At 74.8% G+C, this 24,649-nt stretch carries 18 protein-coding genes; 12 read left to right on the top strand and 6 right to left on the bottom strand.

What is annotated here, in order from left to right; translation table 11 throughout:
* Positions 1-158: 158 nt before the first annotated feature.
* The 5 genes from OG309_RS06425 to OG309_RS06405 all read left to right on the top strand — a co-directional run bounded on the left by OG309_RS06425 (position 159) and on the right by OG309_RS06405 (position 8,864).
* The gene (locus OG309_RS06425; protein WP_329418858.1) at positions 159-854 is read left to right on the top strand and encodes a GntR family transcriptional regulator; all 696 of its coding nucleotides are present in this window, start codon (positions 159-161) and stop codon (positions 852-854) included.
* 86 nt (positions 855-940) lie between these two features.
* On the top strand, positions 941-2,467 hold the full coding sequence (locus OG309_RS06420; protein WP_329418857.1) for a hypothetical protein: 1,527 nt from the start codon (positions 941-943) through the stop codon (positions 2,465-2,467).
* A complete protein-coding gene (locus OG309_RS06415) occupies positions 2,464-3,174 on the top strand; it encodes a hypothetical protein (RefSeq protein WP_329418856.1) in 711 nt (236 codons plus the stop codon). The genes OG309_RS06420 and OG309_RS06415 overlap by 4 nt, the downstream gene beginning before the upstream one ends.
* Complete coding sequence (locus OG309_RS06410; protein ID WP_329418854.1) at positions 3,171-4,067, top strand: hypothetical protein; 897 nt, start codon at positions 3,171-3,173, stop codon at positions 4,065-4,067. Before OG309_RS06415 ends, OG309_RS06410 begins: the two co-directional genes overlap by 4 nt.
* An 84-nt stretch (positions 4,068-4,151) precedes the next feature.
* Positions 4,152-8,864, top strand: a complete 4,713-nt coding sequence (locus OG309_RS06405) for a hypothetical protein (protein ID WP_329418853.1) — start codon at positions 4,152-4,154, stop codon at positions 8,862-8,864.
* A gap of 69 nt (positions 8,865-8,933) precedes the next feature.
* On the opposite strand, the gene OG309_RS06400 is transcribed toward OG309_RS06405, so the two are convergent.
* A complete protein-coding gene (locus tag OG309_RS06400; RefSeq protein WP_329418851.1) occupies positions 8,934-9,284 on the bottom strand; it encodes a hypothetical protein in 351 nt (116 codons plus the stop codon).
* A gap of 432 nt (positions 9,285-9,716) precedes the next feature.
* Here OG309_RS06400 and OG309_RS06395 point away from each other — a divergent pair, with 432 nt between their 5' ends.
* The 4 genes from OG309_RS06395 to OG309_RS06380 are packed head-to-tail and all read left to right on the top strand — an operon-like array spanning position 9,717 to position 13,864.
* Complete coding sequence (locus OG309_RS06395) at positions 9,717-12,416, top strand: sensor histidine kinase (RefSeq protein ID WP_329418850.1); 2,700 nt, start codon at positions 9,717-9,719, stop codon at positions 12,414-12,416.
* Positions 12,413-12,853, top strand: coding sequence for a roadblock/LC7 domain-containing protein (locus tag OG309_RS06390; protein ID WP_329418848.1), 441 nt, complete (start codon positions 12,413-12,415; stop codon positions 12,851-12,853). The genes OG309_RS06395 and OG309_RS06390 overlap by 4 nt, the downstream gene beginning before the upstream one ends.
* Positions 12,850-13,278, top strand: a complete 429-nt coding sequence (locus OG309_RS06385) for a DUF742 domain-containing protein (protein WP_402546809.1) — start codon at positions 12,850-12,852, stop codon at positions 13,276-13,278. The genes OG309_RS06390 and OG309_RS06385 overlap by 4 nt, the downstream gene beginning before the upstream one ends.
* A complete protein-coding gene (locus tag OG309_RS06380; RefSeq protein ID WP_329418843.1) occupies positions 13,259-13,864 on the top strand; it encodes a GTP-binding protein in 606 nt (201 codons plus the stop codon). The genes OG309_RS06385 and OG309_RS06380 overlap by 20 nt, the downstream gene beginning before the upstream one ends.
* 172 nt (positions 13,865-14,036) lie before the next feature.
* Here OG309_RS06380 and OG309_RS06375 read toward each other — a convergent pair whose 3' ends face one another.
* The 3 genes from OG309_RS06375 to OG309_RS06365 form a co-directional block, all read right to left on the bottom strand.
* Positions 14,037-15,224, bottom strand: coding sequence for a lipid-transfer protein (locus tag OG309_RS06375; protein WP_443067545.1), 1,188 nt, complete (start codon positions 15,222-15,224; stop codon positions 14,037-14,039).
* A complete protein-coding gene (locus OG309_RS06370; protein WP_329418842.1) occupies positions 15,221-15,763 on the bottom strand; it encodes a Zn-ribbon domain-containing OB-fold protein in 543 nt (180 codons plus the stop codon). Before OG309_RS06370 ends, OG309_RS06375 begins: the two co-directional genes overlap by 4 nt.
* A gap of 69 nt (positions 15,764-15,832) precedes the next feature.
* Positions 15,833-16,642 carry a M15 family metallopeptidase gene (locus OG309_RS06365; RefSeq protein WP_329428179.1) on the bottom strand — a complete coding sequence of 270 codons (810 nt, stop codon included), beginning with the start codon at positions 16,640-16,642 and terminating at the stop codon, positions 15,833-15,835.
* Between the two features lie 67 nt (positions 16,643-16,709).
* On the opposite strand from OG309_RS06365, the gene OG309_RS06360 reads away from it, so the two are divergent.
* Positions 16,710-17,222, top strand: a complete 513-nt coding sequence (locus OG309_RS06360) for an NUDIX domain-containing protein (RefSeq protein WP_329418840.1) — start codon at positions 16,710-16,712, stop codon at positions 17,220-17,222.
* Between the two features lie 162 nt (positions 17,223-17,384).
* Here the strand turns inward: OG309_RS06360 and OG309_RS06355 are convergent, their stop codons facing one another.
* The gene (locus tag OG309_RS06355; protein WP_329418839.1) at positions 17,385-19,739 is read right to left on the bottom strand and encodes a glycoside hydrolase family 31 protein; all 2,355 of its coding nucleotides are present in this window, start codon (positions 19,737-19,739) and stop codon (positions 17,385-17,387) included.
* Between the two features lie 215 nt (positions 19,740-19,954).
* Between OG309_RS06355 and OG309_RS06350 the strand changes: the two genes are divergently transcribed.
* Entirely contained in the window at positions 19,955-21,928 is a 1,974-nt protein-coding gene (locus OG309_RS06350) for an acetoacetate--CoA ligase (protein ID WP_329418838.1), read from the top strand.
* 52 nt (positions 21,929-21,980) lie between these two features.
* Here the strand turns inward: OG309_RS06350 and OG309_RS06345 are convergent, their stop codons facing one another.
* A complete protein-coding gene (locus OG309_RS06345; protein ID WP_443067544.1) occupies positions 21,981-23,306 on the bottom strand; it encodes an aminotransferase class I/II-fold pyridoxal phosphate-dependent enzyme in 1,326 nt (441 codons plus the stop codon).
* A 41-nt stretch (positions 23,307-23,347) separates the two neighbouring features.
* On the opposite strand from OG309_RS06345, the gene OG309_RS06340 reads away from it, so the two are divergent.
* Positions 23,348-24,628 (top strand): MFS transporter, encoded by a 1,281-nt coding sequence (locus OG309_RS06340; RefSeq protein ID WP_329418834.1) that lies wholly within the window; start codon positions 23,348-23,350, stop codon positions 24,626-24,628.
* Positions 24,629-24,649: the final 21 nt, after the last annotated feature.

Raw genomic sequence — 24,649 nt, 5'->3', positions numbered from 1 at the left:
CGTGCTGACGAACCGTGCTGACGTACCGTGCGGTGTCGTTCAATGTAGGGATCGTTCAACGATCCGACAAGAGTCCCGTCATCGGAGTCTCCCGTCCTTGTCTCCGGAGCCGGTCCTGCGATTGACTCGGCCACGAACGACGGAGGGAACGGAAAGCGATGGACTCGATCGGAGAGCTGGCGGACGACCGCGTCCTCCTGGGACGCACGAGCACGGCGGAGCGGGTCGCCGACATCCTGCGCACCCGGATCGCCGAGGGCTTCTTCCCGCCCGGCTCCCGTCTCTCCGAGGACAGCATCGGCGGCGCCCTCGGTGTGTCCCGCAACACACTGCGCGAGGCGTTCCGGCTGCTCACCCACGAGCGGCTGCTCGTCCACCGGCTCAACCGGGGCGTCTTCGTCCGGGTCCTCGCCGTCGACGACGTCGCCGACATCTACCGCACCCGCCGGCTCGTCGAGTGCGCCGTCGTCCACGCCCTGGGAGAACCGCCGTTCGCCGTCGACGGCCTCACCGCCGCCGTCGCCGAGGGCGAGCGGGCCGCCCGCACCGGGGACTGGAAGGGCGTCTCCACGGCCAACATCCACTTCCACCGCGAACTCGTCGCCCTCGCGGGCAGCGCCCGCACCGACGAGCTCATGCGCGGCGTCCTCGCCGAACTCCGCCTCGCCTTCCACATCGTGGACGATCCGCGCGGACTCCACGAGCCGTACCTCCTGCGAAACCGGGAGATTCTGGACGCCCTGCTGTCCGGTGAACGGGACCGGGCCGAACAGCTCCTCGCCCGCTACCTCGACGACTCCCGCACCCGGATCACCGACGTGTACGCGAAGGCGGTCGACGACCCGGAGCTCTGAACGGGGCACCGCGGGACCCCGTCGCACACCGGGTCGTATAAGCGCCGTTTCGACCGTTGTCTGTGCGAGGACCTACTCTGTGCACCGTGACTTCGCCTGCCTCGACGGACCTCGCTCCGCCCCAGCTCAGCGCGGGGCCGCGCCCCGCGCAGGGCCCGGCCGCCGACGAAGGGCTCGCGCGGCGGCTCCGCGCGCTCGCGTGCACGGCCCCGCTGCACGACCTGGACGTGCGCAAGGCGAACCTGGCGGGCGAGTACTCGGTCTACGCGATGGCCGAGGTGGCGCTGTCCGCGATCGACCTGGTCACGCTCAACATGGACTTCGACACCGGCGCCGACCACGACCAGGTCGTCGCCCGGCTGCTGCCCCGCGTCGCCGCCCAGGCCCCCGAGCGCCCCGCCGCCGAGCACGAGCGGGTGGCCCGCTGGGTCCTGGAGAACCTGATCAACGTCGGCAGCGTCGACCGGGGCTTCCGCGCGGTGTACGGCACGTTCGGCTCCGACGGCGTCTACACCCGCCGCGACTACGACTTCAAGCTGGTCGAGGAGGTCCCCGGCTACGGCGGCGGCGTCTGCCTGCGCACCACCGATGAGGCCGTCAACGTGCTCGTCGGCGCCCTCGACACCGACGTCACCAGCGCCCAGATCGCCGCCGAGGTGAAGCTGGAGGTCCTCATCAGCAGGGGCCGCCTCGCCGACGCCCAGCTCGCCGCCGAGCAGGCCCGCTACCGGACCGTGCAGTACGCCGAGACGCTCCGCAGGACCCTGGAGGCCACCCGGCGCAACGTCCGCGCGGTCGACTGGCTCAACGCCGTGCCCGACATGATCGCCGAAGCGCTCGACCACGTCGCCGACCGCTACCGCCACGAGAACGCGATCCTCACCAACATCCGCAAGGCCCGCGACGAGGCCGAGGACCAGGAGCACAAGCGCCGCGCCGCCGAGCTCGTGGACATCGTCAAGGACTGCATCCGGCGCCACACCCAGCTCCAGTCCCGCCTCCTGGAGGCCGGCCCGCTCTTCCGTGCCGAGCAGGACCGCCAGGCCTTCGCCGCGCCCACCGCCTACACGGGCCTCGACCTGTACGGGCAGCTCGTCGCCCCGCTGCTCCCGCTCCCGGTCGAGCAGGCCACCCGCGTCACCGACGCCTTCTTCGCCCACGGCACCGGCCTGCGCACCCCCACCTCCGTCCGCGTCGCCGACCTCGTCGACCTGCTCCTCACCCCGCCCGTGGAGCGCCAGCACCTCGGCGCGGAGATGCCCGAGCCGGACCTGATCGCCACCCCGGACGACAGCCGCTTCAGCGAGGAGCAGCTGGCGAGCGCCATGGAGCTCCTCGACCTGGAGCACGACGCCCCGCGCCGCCTCTCCGGCCTGCTCGCCGACGCCCGGCGCCGCGACGCCGACCTGCCCCACCTGGTCGCCCTCCTCGCCGTCCACGCGGCGAGCCCCCCGGTCGGCACCGCCTACCGCCAGGGCGAGGAGCGCCTGCTGTTCGCCGTCGACGACGGCACCGTCCTCGACGACCCCCAGTTCGGCGGCGCCGACCTCATCGTCGGCACGGCCCTCCTCGACGCCGTCGGCATGGCCGCGGACCGCACGGAGGCCACATGACCACGCCCCACGCGCCGGAGGAGCCGGAGACGGCCGGGAACCGCGGTCCGGCGACGGCCGGTGCCCTCGGCCCGGTCCCGCCCGGGACCCATGGTTCGGAGCTGCCCGGGACCCATGGTTCGGAGCCGGACGGGAACCACGGCCCGGACACGGCCGAGGCCCCCGGCGCCGAAGAAGGCACCACCACGGCCGTCGACCGTGCCTCCGCCCCCGACCGCGCCCCCGCCGCCGACCGCGCCCCCGCCGCCGACCGCGCCCCCGGCCCCCGCGTGGCCGCCGTGCCCCTGGCCCGGCCCGGGGCCGACCGGCGCCTCGGCGAGGTGCCGGCGGACGGCCCCCGCGTGCGCTCCGTCCCCGCCGGGGCGGCGCCCGCGCCCGCACGCCGCCCCTTCGTGCGCGCCGTGCCGCTGCCGCGCAAGCGCCGGCCGGACGCCGGGCCCGTGGCCGCGGCCGGGACCGACACCGACAGCGGGACACCGGCCGTGCCCCAGGGCGGCCCCGACACCGGGACGGCACCGGCGCCCGCGCCCCTCGCCGTCACCCCCGTACGCCTGCCTCTGCCCCTGCCCGCGCCCGTCCCGGCGCCCGAGCAGGTCCCGCCGGAGCAGGCCGCCCCCGTGGGCGCCCCCGCCCCGGCGGTCGTCCCCGTCCCGTCAGGGCGTCCCGCCCCTTCGCACCCCCGCCGTACCGAGGAGCCCCAGCCGTGAGCGAACACCACGTCGAGCACACCGACGCGTGGAGCGAGCCGGAGGCCCCGCAGACCGCCCCCGCGTCCCCGGCCGTCACCCCCGCCGACGCCGCCGACGCGGCGCGGCTCGTCTCCTTCGGCCTGCAGCCCAAGCTGCTGCCCGCCCGTGACGCCGAGTACGCCGAGCTGCTGCGCCGCTACCGCGAGAACCCCGCCTTCGCGCGTCTCGCCGACGCCGTCGCCACCGGCCTCGGCCTGGTCGTCCTGGAGGTCTCCCCGCGCGCCGGCATGGCCGTCACGGCGGGCGAGGACTCCGTCTTCGCCGTCCGCATGGGCGACTACGCCCGCCGCGCCTCCACGGACTCCGCCGACCGCTTCCTGCACGGCCTCGCGCACCTGGCCGTCGCGACCATGGCCTTCCCCCGCCCGGAGGACCTCGCCGACGACGGCTACATCGGCCGCCTCACCGTCAACGGCGTCGACGCCTTCGTCCGCCAGGCCTGCCGCCGCCTCGAAGAGCGCGCCGAGCAGGACGGCGAGAACACCGACCCCGCCTCGGACGCCCCCGGCCTGGAGGCCGCCTGGCGGATCTACGCCCGCCGCAGCGCCACCGGCGCCACCAAGGACGCCCGCCGCCTCGCCGGCTCCACCACCGGCATCGTCGGCAAGGCCGTCGCCTTCCTCACCGACTCCGGCTTCCTCCAGCGGACCGGCGACGAGTCCGGCGGCTCCTACCGCACCACGGCCCGCTACCAGCTCCAGGTCCGCGACATGGCCGGCAGCGCCGCCATGGCCGAGCTCCTCGACCTCGGCGTCGTCCCCGTCAGCGACGGATCCGCGACCCTCCTGCCGCCGCCCGAGGGCGACGACCTGGAGCTCGCCGCCGACGCCGGCCTGCCCTTCCATGCGTGACCGCAGACGCGCGATCGCCCCCGCGTGACCGCACCCCGCACGTATCCGCCCATCCCGCGTACGAGAAGCACGAGAGTCCGCCGCATGTACGAGCTGTCCCGGGTCCGCCTCTACTCCATCGGTCCGGCCGGTGCCCGCTACGCCGACACCGTCCTGGACCTGCGTGGAGTCGGCGCGCCCGTGCCGCACCCCGCTCCCACCCAGGCGGAGTTCTTCGAGGAGGAGCCGGTCGGCCCGCCGCGCCGCCCCGCCCCCGCGGGCGTGCTCTTCCTGGAGAACGGCGGCGGCAAGTCCGTCCTCCTCAAGCTGATCTTCTCGGTCATGCTCCCCGGCCACCGCAACACCCTCGGCGGCGCGAGCTCCGGCGTGCTGCGCAAGTTCCTCCTCGCCGACGACTGCGGCCACGTCGCCCTGGAGTGGCAGCACACCCTCACCGGTGAGCTGGTCGTCGTCGGCAAGGCCAGCGAGTGGCGCGGCCGCCAGGTCTCCAACGACCCGCGCAAGTTCGCCGAGGCCTGGTACTCCTTCCGCCCCGGTCCCGGGCTGAGCCTCGACAACCTCCCCGTCGCCGAGGCCACCTCCGTGCGCCCGCCCGTCGAGGGCGCCTCCGGTGCCTCCGGCCGCCGCCGCACCATGAAGGGCTTCCGCGACGCGATCACCGAGGCGGGCAAGGCCTATCCGCACCTGGAGGTCTACTGGGAGGAGATCCACGACCGCTGGAACGAGCACCTCGGCGACCTCGGGCTCGACCCCGAACTCTTCCGCTACCAGCGGGAGATGAACGCCGACGAGGGCGAGGCCGCCGGCCTCTTCGCGGTCAAGAAGGACTCCGACTTCACCGACCTCCTGCTCCGCGCCGTCACCGACACCCGCGACACCGACGGCCTCGCCGACCTCGTCGGCGGCTTCGGCAACAAGCTGGGCCGCCGCGCCGAACTCACCGCCGAGCGCGACTTCACGGCCGGCTCCGTCGACCTGCTCACCCGCATCGTCGAGGCCGCCGACACCCGCGCCCGCGCGCGCGACGTGCACGCCGGGGCCGAGCGCCGCACCCGCACCCTGGCCCGCCGGCTCTCCGCCCGCGCCGCCCAGGAGCGCGGCCGGGTCGCCGAGCTCGCCCAGCAGGTCACCTCCGCCGCCCACGCCGTCTCCGAGGCCGAGGACGCCCGCGGCCGCAGCGCCCTCATCGCCGCCGAACTCGCCTACCGGCACGCCTCGCTGGCCCTGACCGCCGCCGAGAAGGGCGCCGCGTCCCAGCGCCGCGAGCTCACTGACGCCCGCACCCTGCACGCCGCCTGGCAGGCCGCCGAGTCCGTGCTCCGGCACCGCGCCGCGGGCGACCGCTCGACCCGAGTCGCCGCCGCCATCCGCGAGGCCGAGCGCGACGCCGCCCCGGCCCTCGCCGCCCGAGCCAAGGCCGCCGCCGACCTGGTCCGCGCCCTCGCCTCGGCCGCCGAGCAGGGGGAGCGGCAGGCCGCCGAGGAGGAGGAGCGCTCCGCCGCCCTCCAGGAGACCGGCGAGACCGCCCACCGCGACGCCACCGCCGCCGCCACCGAGGCCCAGCGCGCCCGCAGCGAGGCCGGACACCTGCGCCAGCGCCTCGCCGAGGTCGAGCAGGAGACCGCCGAGGCCGTCCGGGCCGGCTGGCTCGACGACTCCGCCCCCGACGCCGACCCGGCCCGCGCCGCCCTCGCGGCGAGCGACGCCGAGAAGACCACGGTCGCCGCCTGGGACGCGGCCCGCGACGCGGCCCGCGCGGCCGCGGAGCGCGCCCGCGAGACCGCCGCCGCCGAGTCCCGCGCCGAACTCGCCGCTGCCCGCGCCTCCGACGCGGCCGAGGCCGCCGAGAACGCCTACGACGCCGAGCGGCGCGCGGCCGAGTCCCTGGCCGCCGACCCGCGCCTGGCCGAACTCCTCTCGCTCCCGGGCACGGGCCAGAGCACCGGCCCCGGCACGGGCCAGAGCACCGGCTCCCCGCTCCCCGGCCAGCGCGCGAGCGACGCGCCCGGCCCTGACGCGACCGCCCCCGGCGCCGCCTTCGGCCTCGGCGCGGCGCCCGACGGCGGCCCGCTCACCGTCACCGACTTCGACCGGTACGCCGACGAGCTGCGCGCCCTGCTCGACCGGTCCATCGCCTCCGCCGAACGCCAGCTCTTCGACCTGCGCACCGCCGCCGCCGACGACAACCGGATCCTCGGCGCCCTCGGCGACGGCGGTCTGCTGCCGCCCGGTCCCGACGTCCTCGCCACCGTCGAGTTCCTCGGCGAGCACGGCATCCCCGCCCTGCCCGGCTGGCGCTACCTCGCCCAGGCCGTCGACCCGGCCGACCACGCCGCCGTCCTCGCCGCCCGCCCCGAGCTCGTCGACGGCGTCGTGATCACCGACCCCGTCTCGTACGGCCGCGCCCGCGAGGTCCTGAGCGGCGCCGCCCTGCTGCCCCGCTCCACCGTCGCCGTCGGCACCGCCGCCGCCCTGCTCGCCCCCGTACCGGCGCCCGCGTCGGGTCAGGACACGGACGTCTTCCTCGTGCCGCCGAACCCGGCCATGCACGACGAGCACGCCGCCGACGAGGAGCGCCAGGCGCTGCGCAGCCGCGCCACCGCCCGCGACGAGGAGATCCGCTCGCTGGCCGCCCGGCTCACCGGCGACCGCTCCCTGGCCGCCCGGATCGGCTCCTGGCGCGCCGACTGCCCGCCCGGCATGCTCGCCGAGCTGGCCGCCGTCGCCGCGTCCGCACGCACCGCCGCCGAGACCGCGGACGGCGTCCTCACCGAGGCCCGTACGGTACGGGCGGAGGCCGAAGAGGCCGCCGCCGACGCCGCCCGGGTCCGCGACGAGCGCCAGGAGGCCGCCCAGCGCGCCCGCCGTGCCGCCGACGCGCTCGCGGGCCTCGCCTACCGGCTGCGCGAGCGGTCCGCCTGGCAGGTCAAGCTGCGCGAACTCGCCGACGAAGCCGCCGAGTCCGAGGCCCGCGCCCAGACCTGCCTGGAGCGCGCCCGCGCCGCCGACGAGGACCGGCGCACCGCCCAGCGCACCGCCGACGACGCCCACCGCACCGCCCGCGCCCTGCGCGCCGAGCGCGCCGAGATCGCCGGCGTCCCGGAGATCCTTCCGGAGGAGGACGCCGACGCGCCCCGCGTCGCGCTCCCCTCCCTGCGCGAGGCGTACCGGGCCGCCTCCCAGGTGTACGAGAAGGTCGGCGTCGGCGCCGACCTGCGCGCCGAACAGGCCCGTGCCGAGAGCGACGAGTCCGCCGCCCTCGCCGAGCTCGACCGGCTCACCAACAAGGTCCGCACCCGCGCCGAACAGCTCCTGGAGTCCACCGACGGCGCCGACGGCCCGTCCCGCCAGGCCGCCGCCGCCCGCGCCGAGGCCCTGGTGCAGAAGCTGGAGTCGCGCGCCACCGAGGCGAGCGAGAAGCTCGGCCGGCTCCGCGGCGAGGCCGAGCGCCTCGCCCCCGAGGACGGCGAGGCGCACACCGAGCTGCCCGAGGAGCGGATCCCGGCCGACGCGGAGCACGCCCAGGGCCTGCTCCGCACCGCCACCACCGAACTGGCCGCCCGCACCGACGCCCTGGAGGCGGCCCGCGCCGCCCACACCGGTCTGCTCCAGGCCCACCGGGCCGCCGAGGACGCGACCGGCGGCTTCGACGAGACCGCCGCGCTCCTGCGCGACCTGCTGCGCGACCACGCGGAGGAGGAGCAGGAGGAGCCCGAGCCGTACCCGGGCCCGCTGGCCGAGGCCCGCGACTCGGCGGCGGAGGCCCGCCGTTCGCTGCGCGGCTGCGCAGCCGACCTGTCGGCCGCCGACGCGGCCGTCCGCGAGGCCGGCGACATCCTCGTACGGCACGCCAACGCGACCCGCTTCGAGCAGGTGCGCACCCCGGCCCGGCAGCAGATCCGCGAACTGCCCGCCGCCGCGCTGCCGGAGCACGCCGCGAAGTGGGCCGAGGCGTTCGCCCCCCGGCTGCGGGTGCTGACCGACGAGCTGGAGCAGCTGGAGCGCAACCGCGACTCGATCGTGGACCGGCTGCGGGGCCTCGTCGAGTCCTCGCTGACCACCCTGCGTTCGGCCCAGCGGCTGTCCCGGCTGCCCGAAGGGCTGGGGGAGTGGTCCGGTCAGGAGTTCCTGCGGATCCGCTTCGAGGAGCCCGACCAGGCCACGCTCACCGAGCGCCTCGGCGAGGTGGTCGACGAGGCGACCCGCGCCGCCGTCCGGAAGAACTCCGACCTGCGCCGGGACGGCATGTCCCTGCTGCTGCGAGGTGTCCAGGCGGCGCTCGAACCGCGCGGCATCGCCGTCGAGATCCTCAAGCCGGACGCGGTGCTGCGCGCCGAGCGCGTCCCCGTCGGCCAGATGGGGGACGTGTTCTCCGGCGGCCAGCTGCTCACCGCCGCCATCGCCCTCTACTGCACGATGGCCGCGCTGCGCTCCAACGACCGTGGCCGGGACAGGCACCGCCACGCGGGCACGCTCTTCCTCGACAACCCGATCGGCCGCGCCAACGCCACGTACCTGCTGGAGCTCCAGCGGGCCGTGTCGGACGCGCTGGGCGTCCAGCTGCTGTACACGACCGGTCTGTTCGACACGACCGCGCTCGCCGAGTTCCCGCTGGTCATCCGGCTGCGCAACGACGCGGACCTGCGGGCGGGCCTGAAGTACATCAGCGTCGAGGAGCACCTGCGACCGGGACTGCCGCAGCCGAGCGCGGAGGGCGAGGCGATCCACGGGGAGATCACCGCGACCCGCATGTTCCGCCGTACGCCCGACGCTCCGGTGTCCGCCGCGGCGGAGTAACCGAGCGCACGAACGCCGAGTGGCCCGCACCCCACGGGGTGCGGGCCACTCGGCGTTCTCGTGCGTACCTCAGGCCGCCTCGGACAGCGGTTCCGCCGGCTGATCGCCGCGCCGCGGCCGTGCCGTGCTGCTCGGCTCCGAGACGACCCCGTTGCGCTGACGCCACACCTGACGTGTGATCCACACGTCGAGCACGCTCCAGGTCGCCGCCACGGTGCTGATCACCGTGGTGACCGTGACCGGGAAGGCGAGCCAGGATCCGGTGACCGAGCAGAAGAAGGCCACCATCGCCTGAATCAGCGTCACCGAGGTCAGCATCACCGCGCGGACGGCGGCCGTCCGCACGGGGTCGGGCATCCGCCCGCGCCCCTTCTTGTCCTCCACCCACAACTGCCGAACCGGCCGCGCCTCGTGTTCCATAGCGCTGTCACTCCCCACCACCGACGTCTTCAGGGTGGCTGCCCCTCTTGAGCCGCTTTACGCGGACACAACCCACCCCGTACAGAATGACGTACGCAGGAGGGTAAAGGTTTCGCCGGGGTACCCCTCAGAGCGCCGACCTGGAGACCGGAACAAGCAATTCCAGCCATCTGTTCGGGTCGGGAATGTGGCGTCCTGTCAGGTGTCCTGCGCCACACTGTCGGAACCCAACTCCCCGAATACCAGGACATCTCATGATCAACACTCACTCGACAGGCTGAAAATCGCCCGGACACGCCTTCGAGATGGCTGTGATGCAGTAGTAGGCTCGCGCCGCCGTTTGTTGAAACTGAAGGTTGACGCCGCGTGTTGACGCCGGGCGTGACGACGTGAGTGACCTCCGTGGCCGCGGAGGCCGAGGTGGGGGAGGCCATGCGCTTTCGCGGGAAGTCCATCCGCAGGAAGATCGTGGCGTTGCTGCTGGTGCCGCTCGTCTCCCTCACCGGACTGTGGGGTTTCGCCACGGTCCTCACCGGCCGTGAGGCCCGCCAGCTCCTCGACGTCGGCTACATCGTCGACAAGGTCGGCTACCCGCTGGAGGACACCGTCCGTGTCATCCAGAAGGAACGCCGCCAGTCCCTCGTCTACCTCGCCGACCCCCGCGCCTCCGACGCGCTGACCAAGCTGCGCGAGCAACGCGAGGCCACCGACCGGCAGATCACCCTCATCCGCCGCAACGCCACCGACTCCGGCGTGCGCTCCGAGATGAACCCGGTCACCGCCCAGCGCCTCGCCTCGCTCCTCGACGCCCTCGACGGCCTCTCCTCACTGCGCCGTTCCGTCGAGAACCGCGACATCGGACGCCTCCAGGCCCTCGACTTCTACAACCGGCTCGTCGACCCCTGCTACAGCTTCCTCCTCACCCTCCACGCCCTGGAGAACGTGGAGATGGACAAGCAGGGACGCGCCCTCGTCGGTGTCGTCCGGGCCCGCGAGGCCCTGTCCCGCGAGGACGCCCTGGTCCTCTCCGCCCTCATAGCCGAGCGGGTCACGGCCGAGGAGATCCGCGCGATCTCCGACCTCGTCGCGGCCCGCGAGGTCTTCTACGAGTTCAACCTCGAAGTCCTGCCAGGCAGCGAGCGCGAGCGCTTCGAGAAGTACTGGCGCAGCCCCGAGACCGCCCCGCTGCGCAAGGCGGAGGAGGCGGTCATCACCGCCGGCCCCACCGACCGGCCCCGCGCCGTCACCCCGGAGGCCTGGACGGAGCAGGCCACCTCGGTCCTCGACGACCTCGCCGCCGAGAACACCGCCGCGGGCGACCGCTACCAGGACCGCGTCCAGCCCGCCGCGTACAGCGTGCTCCTCAAGGCCGGCGTCGCCGGCGTCCTCGGCTTCGTCGCCCTGCTCGTCTCCGTCATCGTCTCCGTCCGCATCGGCCGCGAACTCGTCCGCGACCTGCGCAGGCTCCGCAAGGAGGCCCAGGAGGTCTCCGGCGTGCGCCTGCCCAGCGTCATGCGCCGCCTCGCCGCCGGCGAACACGTCGACGTCGAGACCGAGGTGCCCCACCTGCGGTACGACGACGACGAGGTCGGCCAGGTCGGGCAGGCCCTCAACACCCTCCAGCGCGCCGCCGTCGAGGCCGCCGTCAAGCAGGCCGACATGCGCCGCGGGGTCTCCGAGGTGTTCGTCAACCTCGCCCGCCGCAACCAGGTCCTGCTCCACCGCCAGCTCACCCTCCTCGACACCATGGAGCGCCGCACCGAGGACACCGAGGAGCTCGCCGACCTCTTCCGGCTCGACCACATGACCACGCGCATGCGCCGGCACGCCGAGGGCCTGGTGATCCTCTCCGGCGCCGCCCCCTCCCGCCAGTGGCGCAAGCCCGTCCAGCTCATGGACGTCGTCCGCGCCGCCGTCGCCGAGGTCGAGGACTACGAGCGCATCGAGGTCCGCCGGCTGCCCCGGCTCGGTGTCGGCGGCCCGGCCGTCGCCGACCTCACCCACCTCATCGCGGAACTCCTGGAGAACGCCACGGTGTTCTCGCCCCCGCACACCGCCGTGCAGGTGCTCGGCGAGCGGGTCGCCAACGGCTTCACCCTGGAGATCCACGACCGCGGCCTCGGCATCAACCCCGACGCCCTCCTCGACGCCAACCTGCGCCTCGCCGAGACCCCCGACTTCGAACTCTCCGACACCGACCGGCTCGGCCTCTTCGTCGTCAGCCGGCTCGCCCAGCGCCAGAACGTGCGCGTCTCGCTCCAGCCCTCCCCGTACGGAGGGACCACCGCGGTCGTCTTCATCCCGGCCGCGCTGCTCACCGACGCCCCCGAGACCCAGGGCGCGGGCTTCCGCCTCGACCGCAAGACCGCCGACCGCGACGGCGCCGACGGCGTCGAGGGGCTGCCCGTCCGCCGCCCGGTCCTCACCAAGGTGCCCGACCCGGCCCTCGAACCGGCCGTCCCGCTGCTCGACGGCCCCGTCGAACTGGAGGCGCCGCTCGGCGCCGACGGCTTCGACGCCCTGCTCGGCGGCGCGGCCGACCTCCTCGACACCGACAGCGAGCGCGGCGGCCTGTTCCGGGCCCGCGAGCACCGCCGCCGCGGCGACCAGCACCAGCAGGCCCCGGACCAGACCGGCTCCCGCGCCGGCGGCTCCCGCACGGACGACGAGCCGCCCGCCGACCCGGTGCGGCTGCCCCGCCGCCGCCAGCCGACCCTCGTCGTCGACCGCGGCCGGCGCCTGGACGAGCCGGGCCGCGCCCACCCCGCCCCGAGCGCCCCGGAGGACGGTGACACGATGGAGCTGGCCCGTGTGCCGCACCCCGCGCCCGTACCGCCGCAGGGCACCGGGCCCACGCTCGTCCCCGTACCGCAGGAAGGGCCCGCTCCGTTCGGCGGGCTGCCCCGCCGGGTCCGCCAGGCCAGCCTCGCGCCGCAGCTGCGCGAGGGCGGCGGGCGCGCCGAGGACCAGCCGGCCGCGACGGCCTCCGCCGCCGAGGCCGACTCCTTCGAGCGCGACGCCGAGGAGGTGCGCAGCCGCATGGCCTCCATGCAGCGCGGCTGGCAGCGCGGACGACGGCACAACGCCGAAACGACAGCACCAGGAACGACACCCGAGGGGGACGGTCGATGACCGCACCGAACGCCGCAGCAACCCACAGCTCCGCCCACGGCAACGGGGAGCTGAACTGGCTCCTCGACGAACTGGTCCAGCGCGTCGGCTCCATCCGCAAGGCCCTGGTGCTCTCCAGCGACGGCCTGCCCACCGGCGCCTCGCAGGACCTCTCCCGCGAGGACGGCGAGCACCTCGCCGCCGTCGCCTCCGGCTTCCACAGCCTCGCCAAGGGCGTCGGCCGCCACTTCGAGGCGGGCAGGGTCCGGCAGACCGTCGTCGAGCTGGAGGACGCCTTCCTCTTCGTCACCGCCGCCGGCGACGGCAGCTGCCTCGCCGTGCTCGCCGACGCCGACTCGGACGTCGGCCAGGTCGCGTACGAGATGACCCTGATGGTCAAGCGGGTCGGCGCGCACCTGGCCACGGCGCCCCGTTCCGGGCTGCCCAACGGCGAATGAAGGCGGAGGGGGACGGCATGAGTGACACGGAGCAGTCCCACCAGGACGCGCCCGGCCACTGGTTCGACGACGACGCGGGCCCCGTGGTCCGCCCGTACGCCATGACCCGTGGCCGGACGAGTGCCGCCACCCGCCACCGCCTCGACCTGATCGCGGTGGTGGTGCCCGAACCGGCCGCCGACGACCCCGGCCGCGACCAGACGCTGTCCCCCGAGCACGTGGAGATCGTCGAACGCTGCTCCGAGCAGCCGCAGTCGATCGCCGAGCTCGCCGCGGGACTCGACCTCCCCGTCGGGGTGGTACGGGTCCTGGTCGGCGATCTCGTCGACGACGAGCTCGTCCATGTGACCCGCCCCGTTCCGCCGGCCGAGCTGCCGGACGTGAGCATCCTTCGCGAGGTGATCAATGGCCTTCGGGCGCTCTAGCCGCAAGCAGCCGCCGGTCGAGCCGGTCACGCTGAAGATCCTCGTCGCGGGCGGCTTCGGAGTCGGCAAGACCACGCTGGTCGGCGCGGTCAGCGAGATCCGGCCGCTGCGGACGGAGGAGATCCTCAGCGAGGCCGGCCGTCCCGTCGACGACCTGCACGGCGTCGAGACCAAGTCGACCACCACCGTCGCCATGGACTTCGGCCGGATCACGCTGCGCGAGGACCTGGTCCTCTACCTCTTCGGCACCCCCGGCCAGGACCGCTTCTGGTTCCTGTGGGACGAGCTGGCGCAGGGCGCCCTCGGTGCGGTCGTCCTCGCCGACACCCGGCGCCTGGAGGACAGCTTCGCCGCCATCGACTACTTCGAGCGGCGCGGCATCCCCTTCACGGTCGCCGTCAACTGCTTCGAGGGCTCCCGCCGCTTCCCTGCCGAGAGCGTCCGCGGCGCGCTCGACCTCGACCCCGAGGTCGAACTGCTGATGTGCGACGCCCGCGACCGGGAGTCCGTGAAGAACGTCCTGGTCGCCGTCGTCGAACACGCCCTGGTCCTGGCGGACCGGGGCCGGGCCGCCGTCACCGGCTAGGACGGGCGGGGTTCTGGGGTCTCCGGGGCTCCGGCTTCCTGGGTCTCCGGCTTCCCGGGGCCCGAGGGGTTCCCGGGGGTCGCCGGGTCCCCGGCATCCTCGGGTCCCCCGCCTTCCGGGTCCCCCGGGTCCCCGGCTTCCCCGGTCCCCGGGTCCCCGGGCTTCCCGGGTCTCAGCGGACCGCCACCACCGCCGAACCGTGGCCGAACAGGCCCTGGTTGGCGGTGATCCCGGTCCGTGCGCCCGGCACCTGCCGGGCGCCGGCCGTGCCCCGCAGCTGCCAGGTCAGTTCGCAGACCTGCGCGATGGCCTGCGCCGGCACCGCCTCGCCGAAGGACGCGAGGCCGCCGCTCGTGTTGACCGGGACGCGCCCGCCCAGCGCGGTCACCCCGTCCCGGAGCAGCTTGGCGCCCTCGCCCGCCCCGCACAGGCCGATGTCCTCGTACCACTCCAGCTCCAGCGCCGTGGACAGGTCGTACACCTCCGCCAGCGACAGGTCCTCGGGGCCGATCCCCGCCTCCTCGTACGCGGCCCTGGCGATCGACGCGCGGAAGGAGTGCGGAGCGGGGGAGACCAGGGCGGCCGAGTCGGTGGCGATGTCCGGCAGGTCCAGGACCGCCTTCGGGTACGTCGGGGTGACCGTGGACACCGCGCGGATGCGGACCGGATCCGGGTGCCCGTGCCGCCGGGCGAACTCCATGCTCGACAGCACGAGTGCCGCGCCCCCGTCCGAGGTCGCGCAGATGTCGAGCAGCCGCAGCGGATCGGCGACCACCGCGGAAGCGGCCACCTCCGCCGCGCTCACCGGCTTGCGGTAGCGGGCCAGCGGATTCAGCGCGCCGGCGGCCGCGTTCTTCACCTTGACCTGCGCGAAGTCCTCGGGCGTGTCCCCGTACAGGGCCATCCTGCGCCGGGCGTAGAGCGCGAAGTACGCCGGGTTGGTCGCACCGAGCACGCGGAACCGCAGCCAGTCCGGGTCGTCGGGTCGCTCGCCGCCCGCCGGGGCGAAGAAGCCCTTGGGCGCCGAGTCCGCGCCCACCACGAGGACCACGTCCGCGAGGCCGCCGAGGATCTGCGACCGGGCGGCGTTGACGGCCTGCGCCCCCGAGGCGCAGGCCGCGTAGACGCTGGTCACCCGCGCCCCCTGCCAGCCGAGCGCCTGGGCGAAGGTCGCCCCCGCCACGTATCCCGGGTAGCCGCAGCGCATGGTGTTGGCCCCGACGATGGAGCCGACGTCCCGCCACCGCAGGCCGGCGTCGGCGAGCGCGGCGCGGGCGGCGGCCGTCCCGTAGCCGACGAAGCCGCGTCCCCACTTGCCCCACGGGTGCATTCCGGCGCCGAGCACCGCGATGTCGTTCACGCCGTCCCCTCCCCGTTCCCGTCTGCGTCCGCTGTCGTGCCCGTGCCCGTGCCCGTGCCCGTGGTCGCGGACACGGCCCGTCCGGCGACCGGCCGCCAGTGCCAGGTGGTCCAGATGTGCTCGTCGTCCTCGTTGAGGACACCCGGTACGAGCTCCATCTCGTCCCCGATCGCGAGATCGGCCGTGCGCACGCCCGGCGCGGCCTGGCCGAGGACGACCATGGCCTCGGCCGCCAGCTCCACCGCGACCAGGGTGTACGGCTCCCAGGGCGCCTCCGGGTCGGAGACGTACGGGGCGGGCGGCCGGTAGCGGCCGTCGGTGAACGACCAGATCCGGCCCCGCCGGGAGAGCGGCGTCTCCGTCAGCTCGCCGCCGCCGGGGCAGCCGGGGTTGCGACAGGCGTCGTCCTCCCGGGGGAAGAACACCGAGGCGCAGGCCGTGCAGCGGGTCCCGAGCAGCCGGAACCCCCCGTCCGGGACGGACCCCTCGGCGTCGTCGGTGAACCAGCCGGCCACCACCGGCCTGCGCGTCCGTGCCATGTACGGGCCCCTCCCGCTATCTGACGATGCGTCAGAAGTGTGGCACGGGCGGACCGGCGGCGGAAGACGTCAGTGGCCCGCCACCGACCGCCGCGCCACGGGGAAGTCGAAGAAGGTGGCGGGGAACGGCTCCGGCTTGAAGGTGTAGTGCCACCACTCCTCCGGCAGGTTCACGAACCCCTGCTCCGCCAGCGCGCTCCGGAGCAGATCCCGGTTGGCGCGCTGGACGCCGGTGATCCTGGGGTCGTCGGTGTGCGACAGGGTGTCGAAGCAGTCGAAGCCCGTCCCCATGTCCACGGAGTCGTCCGGGAAGCGCTCCGCCTGCGGCCGGAAGCACTCCACCTGCGGCTCGCCCGGCACGTAGGGCCGGGTCGGCGCGGCCGGCAGGCGCACGATCGTCAGATCCACCGTCGAGCCCCTGCTGTGCCCGGACTTCTCGGCGATGTAACCGTCCGCGAACAGCCGCGACTTGTCGACGAGCGGATAGAACTCCTTCTTCATCCGCTCGTCGGCCAGGTCCTTCGCCCAGCGCACGAAGTGGTCCACGGCCCGCTGCGGCCGGTAGCAGTCGTACACCTTCAGGGTGTAGCCCCGGGCGAGCAGCCGGACCTGCGCGCGGTGCAGGGCCTCGGCGGCCGGCCGGGTCAGGAGGCACAGCGGCTGCCGGTAGCCGTCGATCCGCTCGCCCACGAAGTCGTGCTCCGTGGCGTAGCGCATCTCCTGGACGATCGTCGGGTCCACCCGGTCGAGCGCCACGAACTCCTTCGGAGCCTTGGGCTCCGGCACGGCACCGGCCGAGGGCGCACCCGCGGTGGCGGCGAGCAGACCGGCGGCGGCCAGCACGCCGAGGGCACGGAAAGCGGAGGCGAGTCCAGTCAGTCGAGTCATGGCAACCGTCTACCAGTAACGGCAGCGCCGGGAAAGGGAGATCGCATACGGTCGGCCCGTGACCGACTCCTCCCCGCACTCCCACTGCTCCGGCTGCGGCGCCCGATACCCGGCCGGCGCCGCCTGGCCCCGCACCTGTGCCGCCTGTGGCACCACCGCCTACCGCAACCCGCTGCCCGTCGCCATCGCCCTCCTCCCCGTGACCGGTCCCCACGGCACCGGGCTCGTCGTCATCACCCGCACCATCGAACCCCAGGCCGGCCGGGTCGCCCTGCCCGGCGGATTCGTCGACTTCGGCGAGGACTGGCGCGAGGCCGTCGTGCGCGAACTGCGCGAGGAGACCGGCATCCAGGCCGAGGCCCCGGACGTCCGCCTCGCCGACGCCCTCAGCTCCCCGGCCGGCCACCTCCTCGTCCTCGGCCTCCTCCCGCCCCGCCCCGCCACCGCCCTGCCGCCGTCGGTCCCGACCGACGAGACGGCCGGACACCATGTGCTCCACGCCGCCGAGGAGCTGGCCTTTCCGTTGCACACGGAGGCGGTGCGGAGGTTCTTCACGGGGGCGTACGCGTAGGGGCGGGCGCCCCGCGCCCTTCGCCGGGCCGGCCGGGCGGCCCCGCGCCCTTCGCCCGGGCGGCCGGGCCCCATTCGCCCGGGCGGCCCGGCGGCCCCGCGCCCTTCGCACGGTCTGCCGTACGCGCCCGCGCTCGGCCGGGCCGGCGCTGTCCTGACCCGCTCAGCTCTCCAGGCCCCGCACCCGCACCGGCAGCCCCGCCTCCTCCGCGCCCCGCTCCGTCACCCGCTCCACCACGACCCGCCCGTCCACCAGCCGCGACTGGTACCGCTCGACCTCCGCCGGCTCCCAGCCGTCGCCGTTGTCGCGCACGACGAGGCCGCCGCCCGTGCGGCCCGCGACGGGGGCCCATACCTCCAGCGACAGTTCGCCCCGCTCGTCCCGCACCGGGATCACCGCACCCGCGCGGGCGAGCACCGGCACCCGGGACAGCGGCGCGTCGAGCAGGACCTGCCCCGGGCCGTCGTACGCCCGCCCGGTCGCCGTGTCGTACCAGTGCCCGCGCGGCAGCCGCACGGCACGCCGGTCCGTGCCCGGCGACAGCACCGGCGCGACGAGCAGGGAGTCGCCGAGCAGGAAGGCGTCCTCGCAGTCCCGCAGGGCCCGGTCCTCCGGCGTGCCCCACCAGACGGGGCGCACGTACGGCGCGCCCGTCAGCCGCGCGAGCCGGGACAGGGACACGAAGTACGGCCGCATCCGCTCCCGTTCGGCCAGCGCCGCCCGCGCGTGCTCCAGGACCTCCGCCCCGAACTCCCACGGCTCGCGCCGCCCCGCGTCGATCGCCGCATGGGTACGGAACAGCGGCAGCCACGCGCCCAGCTGGTACCACCGCAGGAACAGCTCCGGCGACGGGCTCCCGTCGAAACCGCCCACGTCGGGCCCCGAGTACGGCACCCCGCACAACCCGAGCCCCAGCACCAGCGCCAGCGAGGCCCGCAGCCCCGGCCACCCCGACGACACGTCGCCGGACCACGTCCCGCCGTACCGCTGCATCCCCGCCCACCCCGAGCGCGAGAACAGGAAGGGCCGCTCGTCGGGCCGCAGCCGCCGCAGCCCCTCGTACCCCGCCCGGGCCATGCCGAGTCCGTACACGTTGTGCGCCTCGCGATGGTCCCCGCCCCGGCCCTCCAGGCTGTGCCGGGCCGAGCGGGGCAGCGTCCGGTCGCCGAACGGGGCGAAGGACACCGGCTCGTTCATGTCGTGCCACACCCCGGAGAAGCCCTGCCGCAGCCGCTCCTCGTACAGGCCGCCCCACCACGTCCGCGCCCGCGCGTCGGTGAAGTCCGGGTAGGCGCACTCACCGGGCCACACCACCCCGCGCACCTCCTCGCCCCGGTCGTCGCGCACGAACGCCCCGGCGGCCCGCCCGCCCTCGTACACCGCGTCGCCGGGCTCCGCCTTCACCGCCGGATCCACGATCGACACCAGCCGCACCCCGCGCTCCCGCAGCTCCTTCGCGAGCCCGGGCAGGTCCGGGAACCGCTCCCGGTCCACGGTGAAGACCCGGTGCCCGTCGTAGTGGTCGATGTCCAGGTGCAGCACGGACAGCGGCAGCCCCCGGTCCCGGTAGCCGTCCACCACCCGCCGCACCTCCCGCTCGCTGCCGAAGCCCCAACGGGCGTGCTGCGGCCCCAGCGCCCAGGACGGCGGCAGCGCCGGCGCCCCGGTCAGCGCCGCCCAGCCGTGCAGCACCCGCGCGGGCGTGCCGACCACGACCCAGCACCGCAGCGGCCCGCCGTCCATCCGCACCTCGCTCGTCCCCGGACGGTCGTGCCCCGACCCGGCGCCCTCCTCGCCCTCCGCGAGCAGCACCCGCCCGTCCCAGGAGTTGTCGTGGAAGGCGAGGTGCGTCCCCGCGTCCGCCACCACCAGCTGCACCGGCATGGTGATGTACAGGGGATCGTCGCCGGGGGAGAAGCCGCCGCCCGGATCGGTGTTCCACAGCCGGTACGAGCCGTCCCGCAGCCGCGGCCCGCCCGCGCGCCCGCCGAGGCCGAAGAACCGCGCGTCCGCGGCCACCTCGCTGCGCTGCACCCACCGCGCCCGGCCGCCGCCCACCGGCTCCCACCAGCGCGGTGGCAGGTCCCGGCGCAGCACCACACCGCCCGGGGTGCGCACCTCCACCGCCCCGTGCCGGGAGACCGCCACGGTCACCCGCTCCGACACCACCCGCCAGCCGCCCTCGGTGTCCGGCTCCAACACGGCCCGCGGGTCGGGTTCGGGCGCCTCGCCGGCCAGCGCGTACGAGGGGAGCGGCTCCGCCCCGTCCCAGCCCCAGAAGACGGTGCCGCCCGCCGACACGGAGATCCGCAGCTCGGAGCGGGCGAAACGGACGATCCCCCCGCCCGGCAGAGGCTCCACCTCACCCATCGGACCCGGCATCCGGGCCCGTTCCGCCCCCCTCGGCGGCAGCGCCCGCGCGTCGGTGCGGCGCTGCCGCCACGCCGCCCGCGCCGCACGCAGTCCCTGCACCGAACCCAGCACCTTCACCGAGCGCACCAGCTCACGACCGTCCATGACGCTCACCCTGCCATCCGGACCACGGCGAACCGGCTTCGTTCAACTGCCGTTCACCCGTGGTGGGAGCACATGTTCAGGTGCCCGACCATGGGTGGGGAACCCTGGTGCGATCGGCCCTCACATGGCATCGTCCCTGTCAGCCGCGTCACGCGCACACCCCAGCACGTGCGCGCGACACACGCAGACCCCGCGTACAGCCAGGGAGCCACAGCATGACATCAGCGCAGACCGAGCCGCTTTGGCAGCCTGACGAGGACCGCATCGCCGCGGCCGCCGTCACCCGCTTCCAAGCCTGGGCCGCGGAGCGCCACGGGGCGCCCGCCGAGGGCGGCTACCCGGCCCTGCACCGCTGGTCCGTCGACGAGCTGGAGACCTTCTGGGCCGCCGTCGCCGAGTGGTTCGACCTCCGCTTCTCGACCCCGTACGAGCGGGTCCTCGGCAGCCGCGGCATGCCCGGCGCCGAGTGGTTCCCGGGCGCCACCCTCAACTACGCCGAGCACGCGCTGCGCGCCGCCGAGGAGCGCCCCCACGACACCGCGCTGCTCCATGTGGACGAGACACATGGCCCCACTCCGGTGACGTGGGGCGAACTGCGCCGCCAGGTCGGCTCGCTCGCCGCCGAACTGCGCGGTCTCGGCGTCCGCCCCGGCGACCGGGTCAGCGGCTACCTGCCCAACATCCCCGAGGCGGTCGTCGCCCTGCTCGCGACCGCCGCCGTCGGCGCCGTCTGGACCTCCTGCGCACCCGACTTCGGCGCCCGCAGCGTCCTCGACCGATTCCAGCAGGTCGAGCCCGTCGTCCTGTTCACCGTCGACGGCTACCGCTACGGCGGCAAGGAGCACGACCGCCGCGACACCGTGCGCGAGCTGCGCGCGGAACTGCCCTCGCTGCGCGCGGTCGTCCACATCCCGCTGCTCGGCACGCCCGCCCCCGAAGGCGCCCTGGCCTGGGCCGAGCTCACCGCCGCCGACACCGAGCCGGTGTTCGAGCAGGTCCCGTTCTCCCACCCGCTGTGGGTGCTGTACTCCTCGGGCACCACCGGTCTGCCCAAGGCGATCGTGCAGTCCCAGGGCGGCATCCTGGTCGAGCACGTCAAGCAGTTGGGGCTGCACTGCGACCTCGGCCCGGACGACGTGTTCTTCTGGTACACCTCCACCGGCTGGATGATGTGGAACTTCCTCGTCTCCGGCCTCCTGACGGGCACCACCGTGGTCCTGTACGACGGCAGCCCCGGCTACCCCGACACGGGCGCCCAGTGGCGCGTCGCCGAGCGCACCGGCGCCACCCTGTACGGCACCTCCGCCGCGTACGTGATGGCCTGCGCGAAGGCCGACGTCCACCCCGGCCGCGACTTCGACCTGTCCCGGGTGAAGTGCGTCGCCACCACGGGTTCCCCGCTGCCCCCGGACGGCTTCCGCTGGCTCCACGACGAGGTCCGCGCGGACCTGTGGATCGCCTCCGTCAGCGGCGGCACCGACGTCTGCTCCTGTTTCGCGGGCGCCGTGCCCACCCTGCCGGTCCACATCGGCGAGCTCCAGGCCGCCGGCCTCGGCACCGACCTGCAGTCCTGGGACCCGTCGGGCAAGCCGCTCGTCGGCGAGGTCGGCGAGCTGGTCGTCGCCAACCCCATGCCGTCGATGCCGATCCGCTTCTGGAACGACCCGGACGGCAGCCGTTACCGCGACAGCTACTTCGAGATGTTCCCCGGGGCGTGGCGCCACGGCGACTGGATCACGATCACCGACCACGGCTCGGTCGTCATCCACGGCCGCTCCGACTCCACCCTGAACCGGCAGGGCGTCCGGATGGGGAGCGCCGACATCTACGAGGCCGTCGAACGCCTCCCGGAGATCCGCGAGTCCCTCGTCATCGGCCTGGAGGAGCCGGACGGCGGCTACTGGATGCCGCTCTTCGTCCATCTCGCAGAGGGTGCCACGCTCGACGAGGAGCTCATCGGCCGGATCAAGAGCACGATCCGCACCGAACTCTCCCCGCGCCACGTGCCCGACGAGATCATCGAGGTCCCCGGCGTCCCGCACACCCTCACCGGCAAGCGGATCGAGGTCCCGGTCAAGCGCCTCCTCCAGGGCACGCCGATGGAGCGGGCCGTCAACGCCGGCTCGGTCGACAACCTCGACCTGCTGCGCTTCTACGAGGAGCTGGCCCGCACCCGCACCGGCGAGTAGGACGACGGAAGGGCCCCGCGCACCCGCGCGGGGCCCTTCGTACACGGCCTCTTCATCCCCCGTAGGTGGCCTGCGCGTCGCCCAGCACCGCGGCGAAGTCCGCGGCGAGCCGCTGCGCGTCGGCCGGGGGCAGCGTCGCCGTCGTGATCCGCACGCCGGTGGGCGTCGCGATCCGGAAGCGGGCACCGGCGGCCACCCACCAGCCCTGCGTCCGCAGCCCGTTCACCACCGCAGACTCGTCCCGCACCGGCACCCAGACGCTCAGGCCGCTGGGCCCGGTCGAGCGGATGCTGTACGAGTCGAGGGCGTCGATCAGGGCCCGCCGCCGTTCCGCGTACGCGGCTTCGCCGGCCGCGACGAGCCGGCTGACCCCGGGATCGGTGAGCAGCCCGGCGACCGTCTCCTGAAGGACGTGGCTGACCCAGCCGGACGTCATGAGCATCCGCCCGTCGTGCCGGGCGAGCGTCACCGGATCGCCGGCCACCCCGGCCCAGCGCAGGTCGATGCCCAGGTGCTTGGACACCGTCCGTACCTGGGCCCAGCGCTCCAGACCGGCCGCCGCCAGGGAGACCGCGGCGACGCCGGAGATCTCCGCGTTGTGGTCGTCCTCGACCACGAGCACCTCGGGGAACTCCCCGAGGAGTGACGCGAGTTCGTCCCGCCGTTCCGGCGTGAAGCACGCCCCGGTGGGGGACTGGCCGCGCGGACTGCAGAGCACGGCCCGCACGCCGGCGCGCAGCGCGGCCCGCAGGGCGTCGGGTGTCAGCCCCGCGCGGTCCACGGCCACCGGCACCATCCGAAGCCCGAGGGCCGGCACGAGGTCGAGGAGATGGTGGAACCCGGGGTCCTCCACGGCCACGGCGTCCCCGGGCCGCAGCTCCGTGGAGAGCAGCCGGGCGACGCAGTCGAGGGCTCCGTGCGCGAAGGTGACCCGATCCGCCGGGACGCCGTCCCGGGCGAACCACGCCCGCGTCCCCTCCTCCAGGGCCGCGAGCCGGGGCGCCGCGCGGTGCGAGCCGTAGACCGGCCGCACCTCGGCCGGGGGCCTGAGCACCGGCAGGAAGGCGGGGTCGGGATGGCCGCCGGCCAGGTCCACCAGGCCCTCCGGCACCCGCGGCGGACGCCGCGACGCGACGGAGGGGGCCTCGGCGACCACCGTGCCGCCACGGCCGCGGGTGACGACGAGCCCGCGCTGCCTCAGCTCCTTGTACGCCGTCGCGACCGTGCCCGGACTGACACCCAGCTCGTCGGCGAGCCGCCGCACGGGGGGCAGTGCGTCGCCCGGTGCGAGCTCCCCCTCGGTCACGCCGCGCTCGACGGACGCGGCGATCCCCTTGGCTGTCGTCCCCTTGATCGAATATTGTGTTGCCACGTACATAACTATGTATCAATACATAACTCGCGTCAAGGGGGAACCGAGTGAACCGCACGACCTGGCACCGCGCCGCGCTCGACCGCATACCCGGAGGCCGCGACGGCCGCCGCATGCTCCTGGTCAGCATCATCGACAAGACCGGAACCGGACTCTGGGCGGGCTGCACCGCGCTCTACTTCACCTACGTCTCCGGCCTCGGCCTCGGCCAGGTGGGCCTCCTCATGACCGTCTCCGGCGGCGTCGGCATCGCCGGCGCCCCCCTCGCGGGCCGCCTCGCCGACCGCTTCCCCCTCGTCCGCGTCATCGTCGGCGCCCAGCTCATGCGCGGCGCGGCCCTCCTCGCCCTCCTCACCACCGACAACTTCCTCCTCCTCACCCTCTACTCCGCCCTCGGCGCCCTCCCCGACCGCGCCGGCAGCGTCCTCATCAAGCTCTACGCCGCCCGGCTCGCGGGCTCCGACCGCGTCCGCTACCAGGCCATCCAGCGCACCACCGTCAACATCGGCTGGTCCATCGGCGGCCTCGGCGCGGCCGCCGCCCTCGCCACCGGCAGCCCGCGGGCCTACACGGTCCTCCTCGTCGGAAACGTCCTCACCTACCTGGTGATCGCCGTCCTCACCCTGCGCTGCGCCGAACCCCCCGCCCCCTCCCGCACCGTCGCCACCTCGGACGAGGCACCCAAGGACCGGCCCACCAGTCCCTGGCGCGACCGCACCTTCCTCGCCTACACGGCCACCGAGGCGGCCCTCTTCCTCGACGACACGATCCTCCAGGTCGCCGTACCCCTCTGGATCGTCCACGCCACCGCCGCCCCCGTGGGCCTCGCCCCCCTGCTCCTGGTCCTCAACACCGTCCTCGTCGTCCTCTTCCAGGTGCCCCTCTCCCGCTTCGGCGCGACCGCCCCGGCGGCCCGGAGCCTCCTCGTCCCCCTGTCCGGGCTCTTCGTCGTCGGCACCCTCGCCCTCGCCGCCTCCGCGGCCGGCGGACGGCCCCTCGCCATCACGGCCCTGGTCGTCGCGGTCATCGCCCTGACCTTCGCCGAGATCATCCACGCGACCGCCTCCTGGGAACTCTCCGTCGCCCTCGCCCCCGCCGAGGCCCAGGGCGCCTACCTCGGCGTCCACGGACTCGCCCAGTCCAGCCAGCGCTTCGTCGGCCCCCTGCTCATCACCGGCGTCATGTCGGCCGGCCCCCTCGCCTGGCCCCTCCTCGGCCTCGCCCTGGTCGGAGCCGGAGCCGCCCAGCGCCGCGTCATCCGCGACCGCGTCACGCCCCCGACCCGGCCGTCACTGTCAGTGCCCACGGTTACGGTGAGTGAGCACTGATCGACAGAGCTCAGGGGGAGA

The sequence above is a fragment of the Streptomyces sp. NBC_01268 genome (genome assembly GCF_036240795.1).
Lineage (GTDB): Bacteria > Actinomycetota > Actinomycetes > Streptomycetales > Streptomycetaceae > Streptomyces.
This window is presented reverse-complemented; position numbering and strand designations above follow the sequence as displayed.

Bases quoted from the DNA above. Each gene is read 5' to 3' on its own strand.
- OG309_RS06425 (WP_329418858.1), top strand. From the start codon at position 159: ATGGACTCGATCGGAGAGCTGGCGGACGACCGCGTCCTCCTGGGACGC.
- OG309_RS06415 (WP_329418856.1), top strand. From the start codon at position 2,464: ATGACCACGCCCCACGCGCCGGAGGAGCCGGAGACGGCCGGGAACCGC.
- OG309_RS06405 (WP_329418853.1), top strand. From the start codon at position 4,152: ATGTACGAGCTGTCCCGGGTCCGCCTCTACTCCATCGGTCCGGCCGGT.
- OG309_RS06400 (WP_329418851.1), bottom strand. From the start codon at position 9,284: ATGGAACACGAGGCGCGGCCGGTTCGGCAGTTGTGGGTGGAGGACAAG.
- OG309_RS06395 (WP_329418850.1), top strand. From the start codon at position 9,717: ATGCGCTTTCGCGGGAAGTCCATCCGCAGGAAGATCGTGGCGTTGCTG.
- OG309_RS06390 (WP_329418848.1), top strand. From the start codon at position 12,413: ATGACCGCACCGAACGCCGCAGCAACCCACAGCTCCGCCCACGGCAAC.
- OG309_RS06385 (WP_402546809.1), top strand. From the start codon at position 12,850: ATGAAGGCGGAGGGGGACGGCATGAGTGACACGGAGCAGTCCCACCAG.
- OG309_RS06380 (WP_329418843.1), top strand. From the start codon at position 13,259: ATGGCCTTCGGGCGCTCTAGCCGCAAGCAGCCGCCGGTCGAGCCGGTC.
- OG309_RS06370 (WP_329418842.1), bottom strand. From the start codon at position 15,763: ATGGCACGGACGCGCAGGCCGGTGGTGGCCGGCTGGTTCACCGACGAC.
- OG309_RS06355 (WP_329418839.1), bottom strand. From the start codon at position 19,739: ATGGACGGTCGTGAGCTGGTGCGCTCGGTGAAGGTGCTGGGTTCGGTG.
- OG309_RS06350 (WP_329418838.1), top strand. From the start codon at position 19,955: ATGACATCAGCGCAGACCGAGCCGCTTTGGCAGCCTGACGAGGACCGC.
- OG309_RS06345 (WP_443067544.1), bottom strand. From the start codon at position 23,306: ATGTACGTGGCAACACAATATTCGATCAAGGGGACGACAGCCAAGGGG.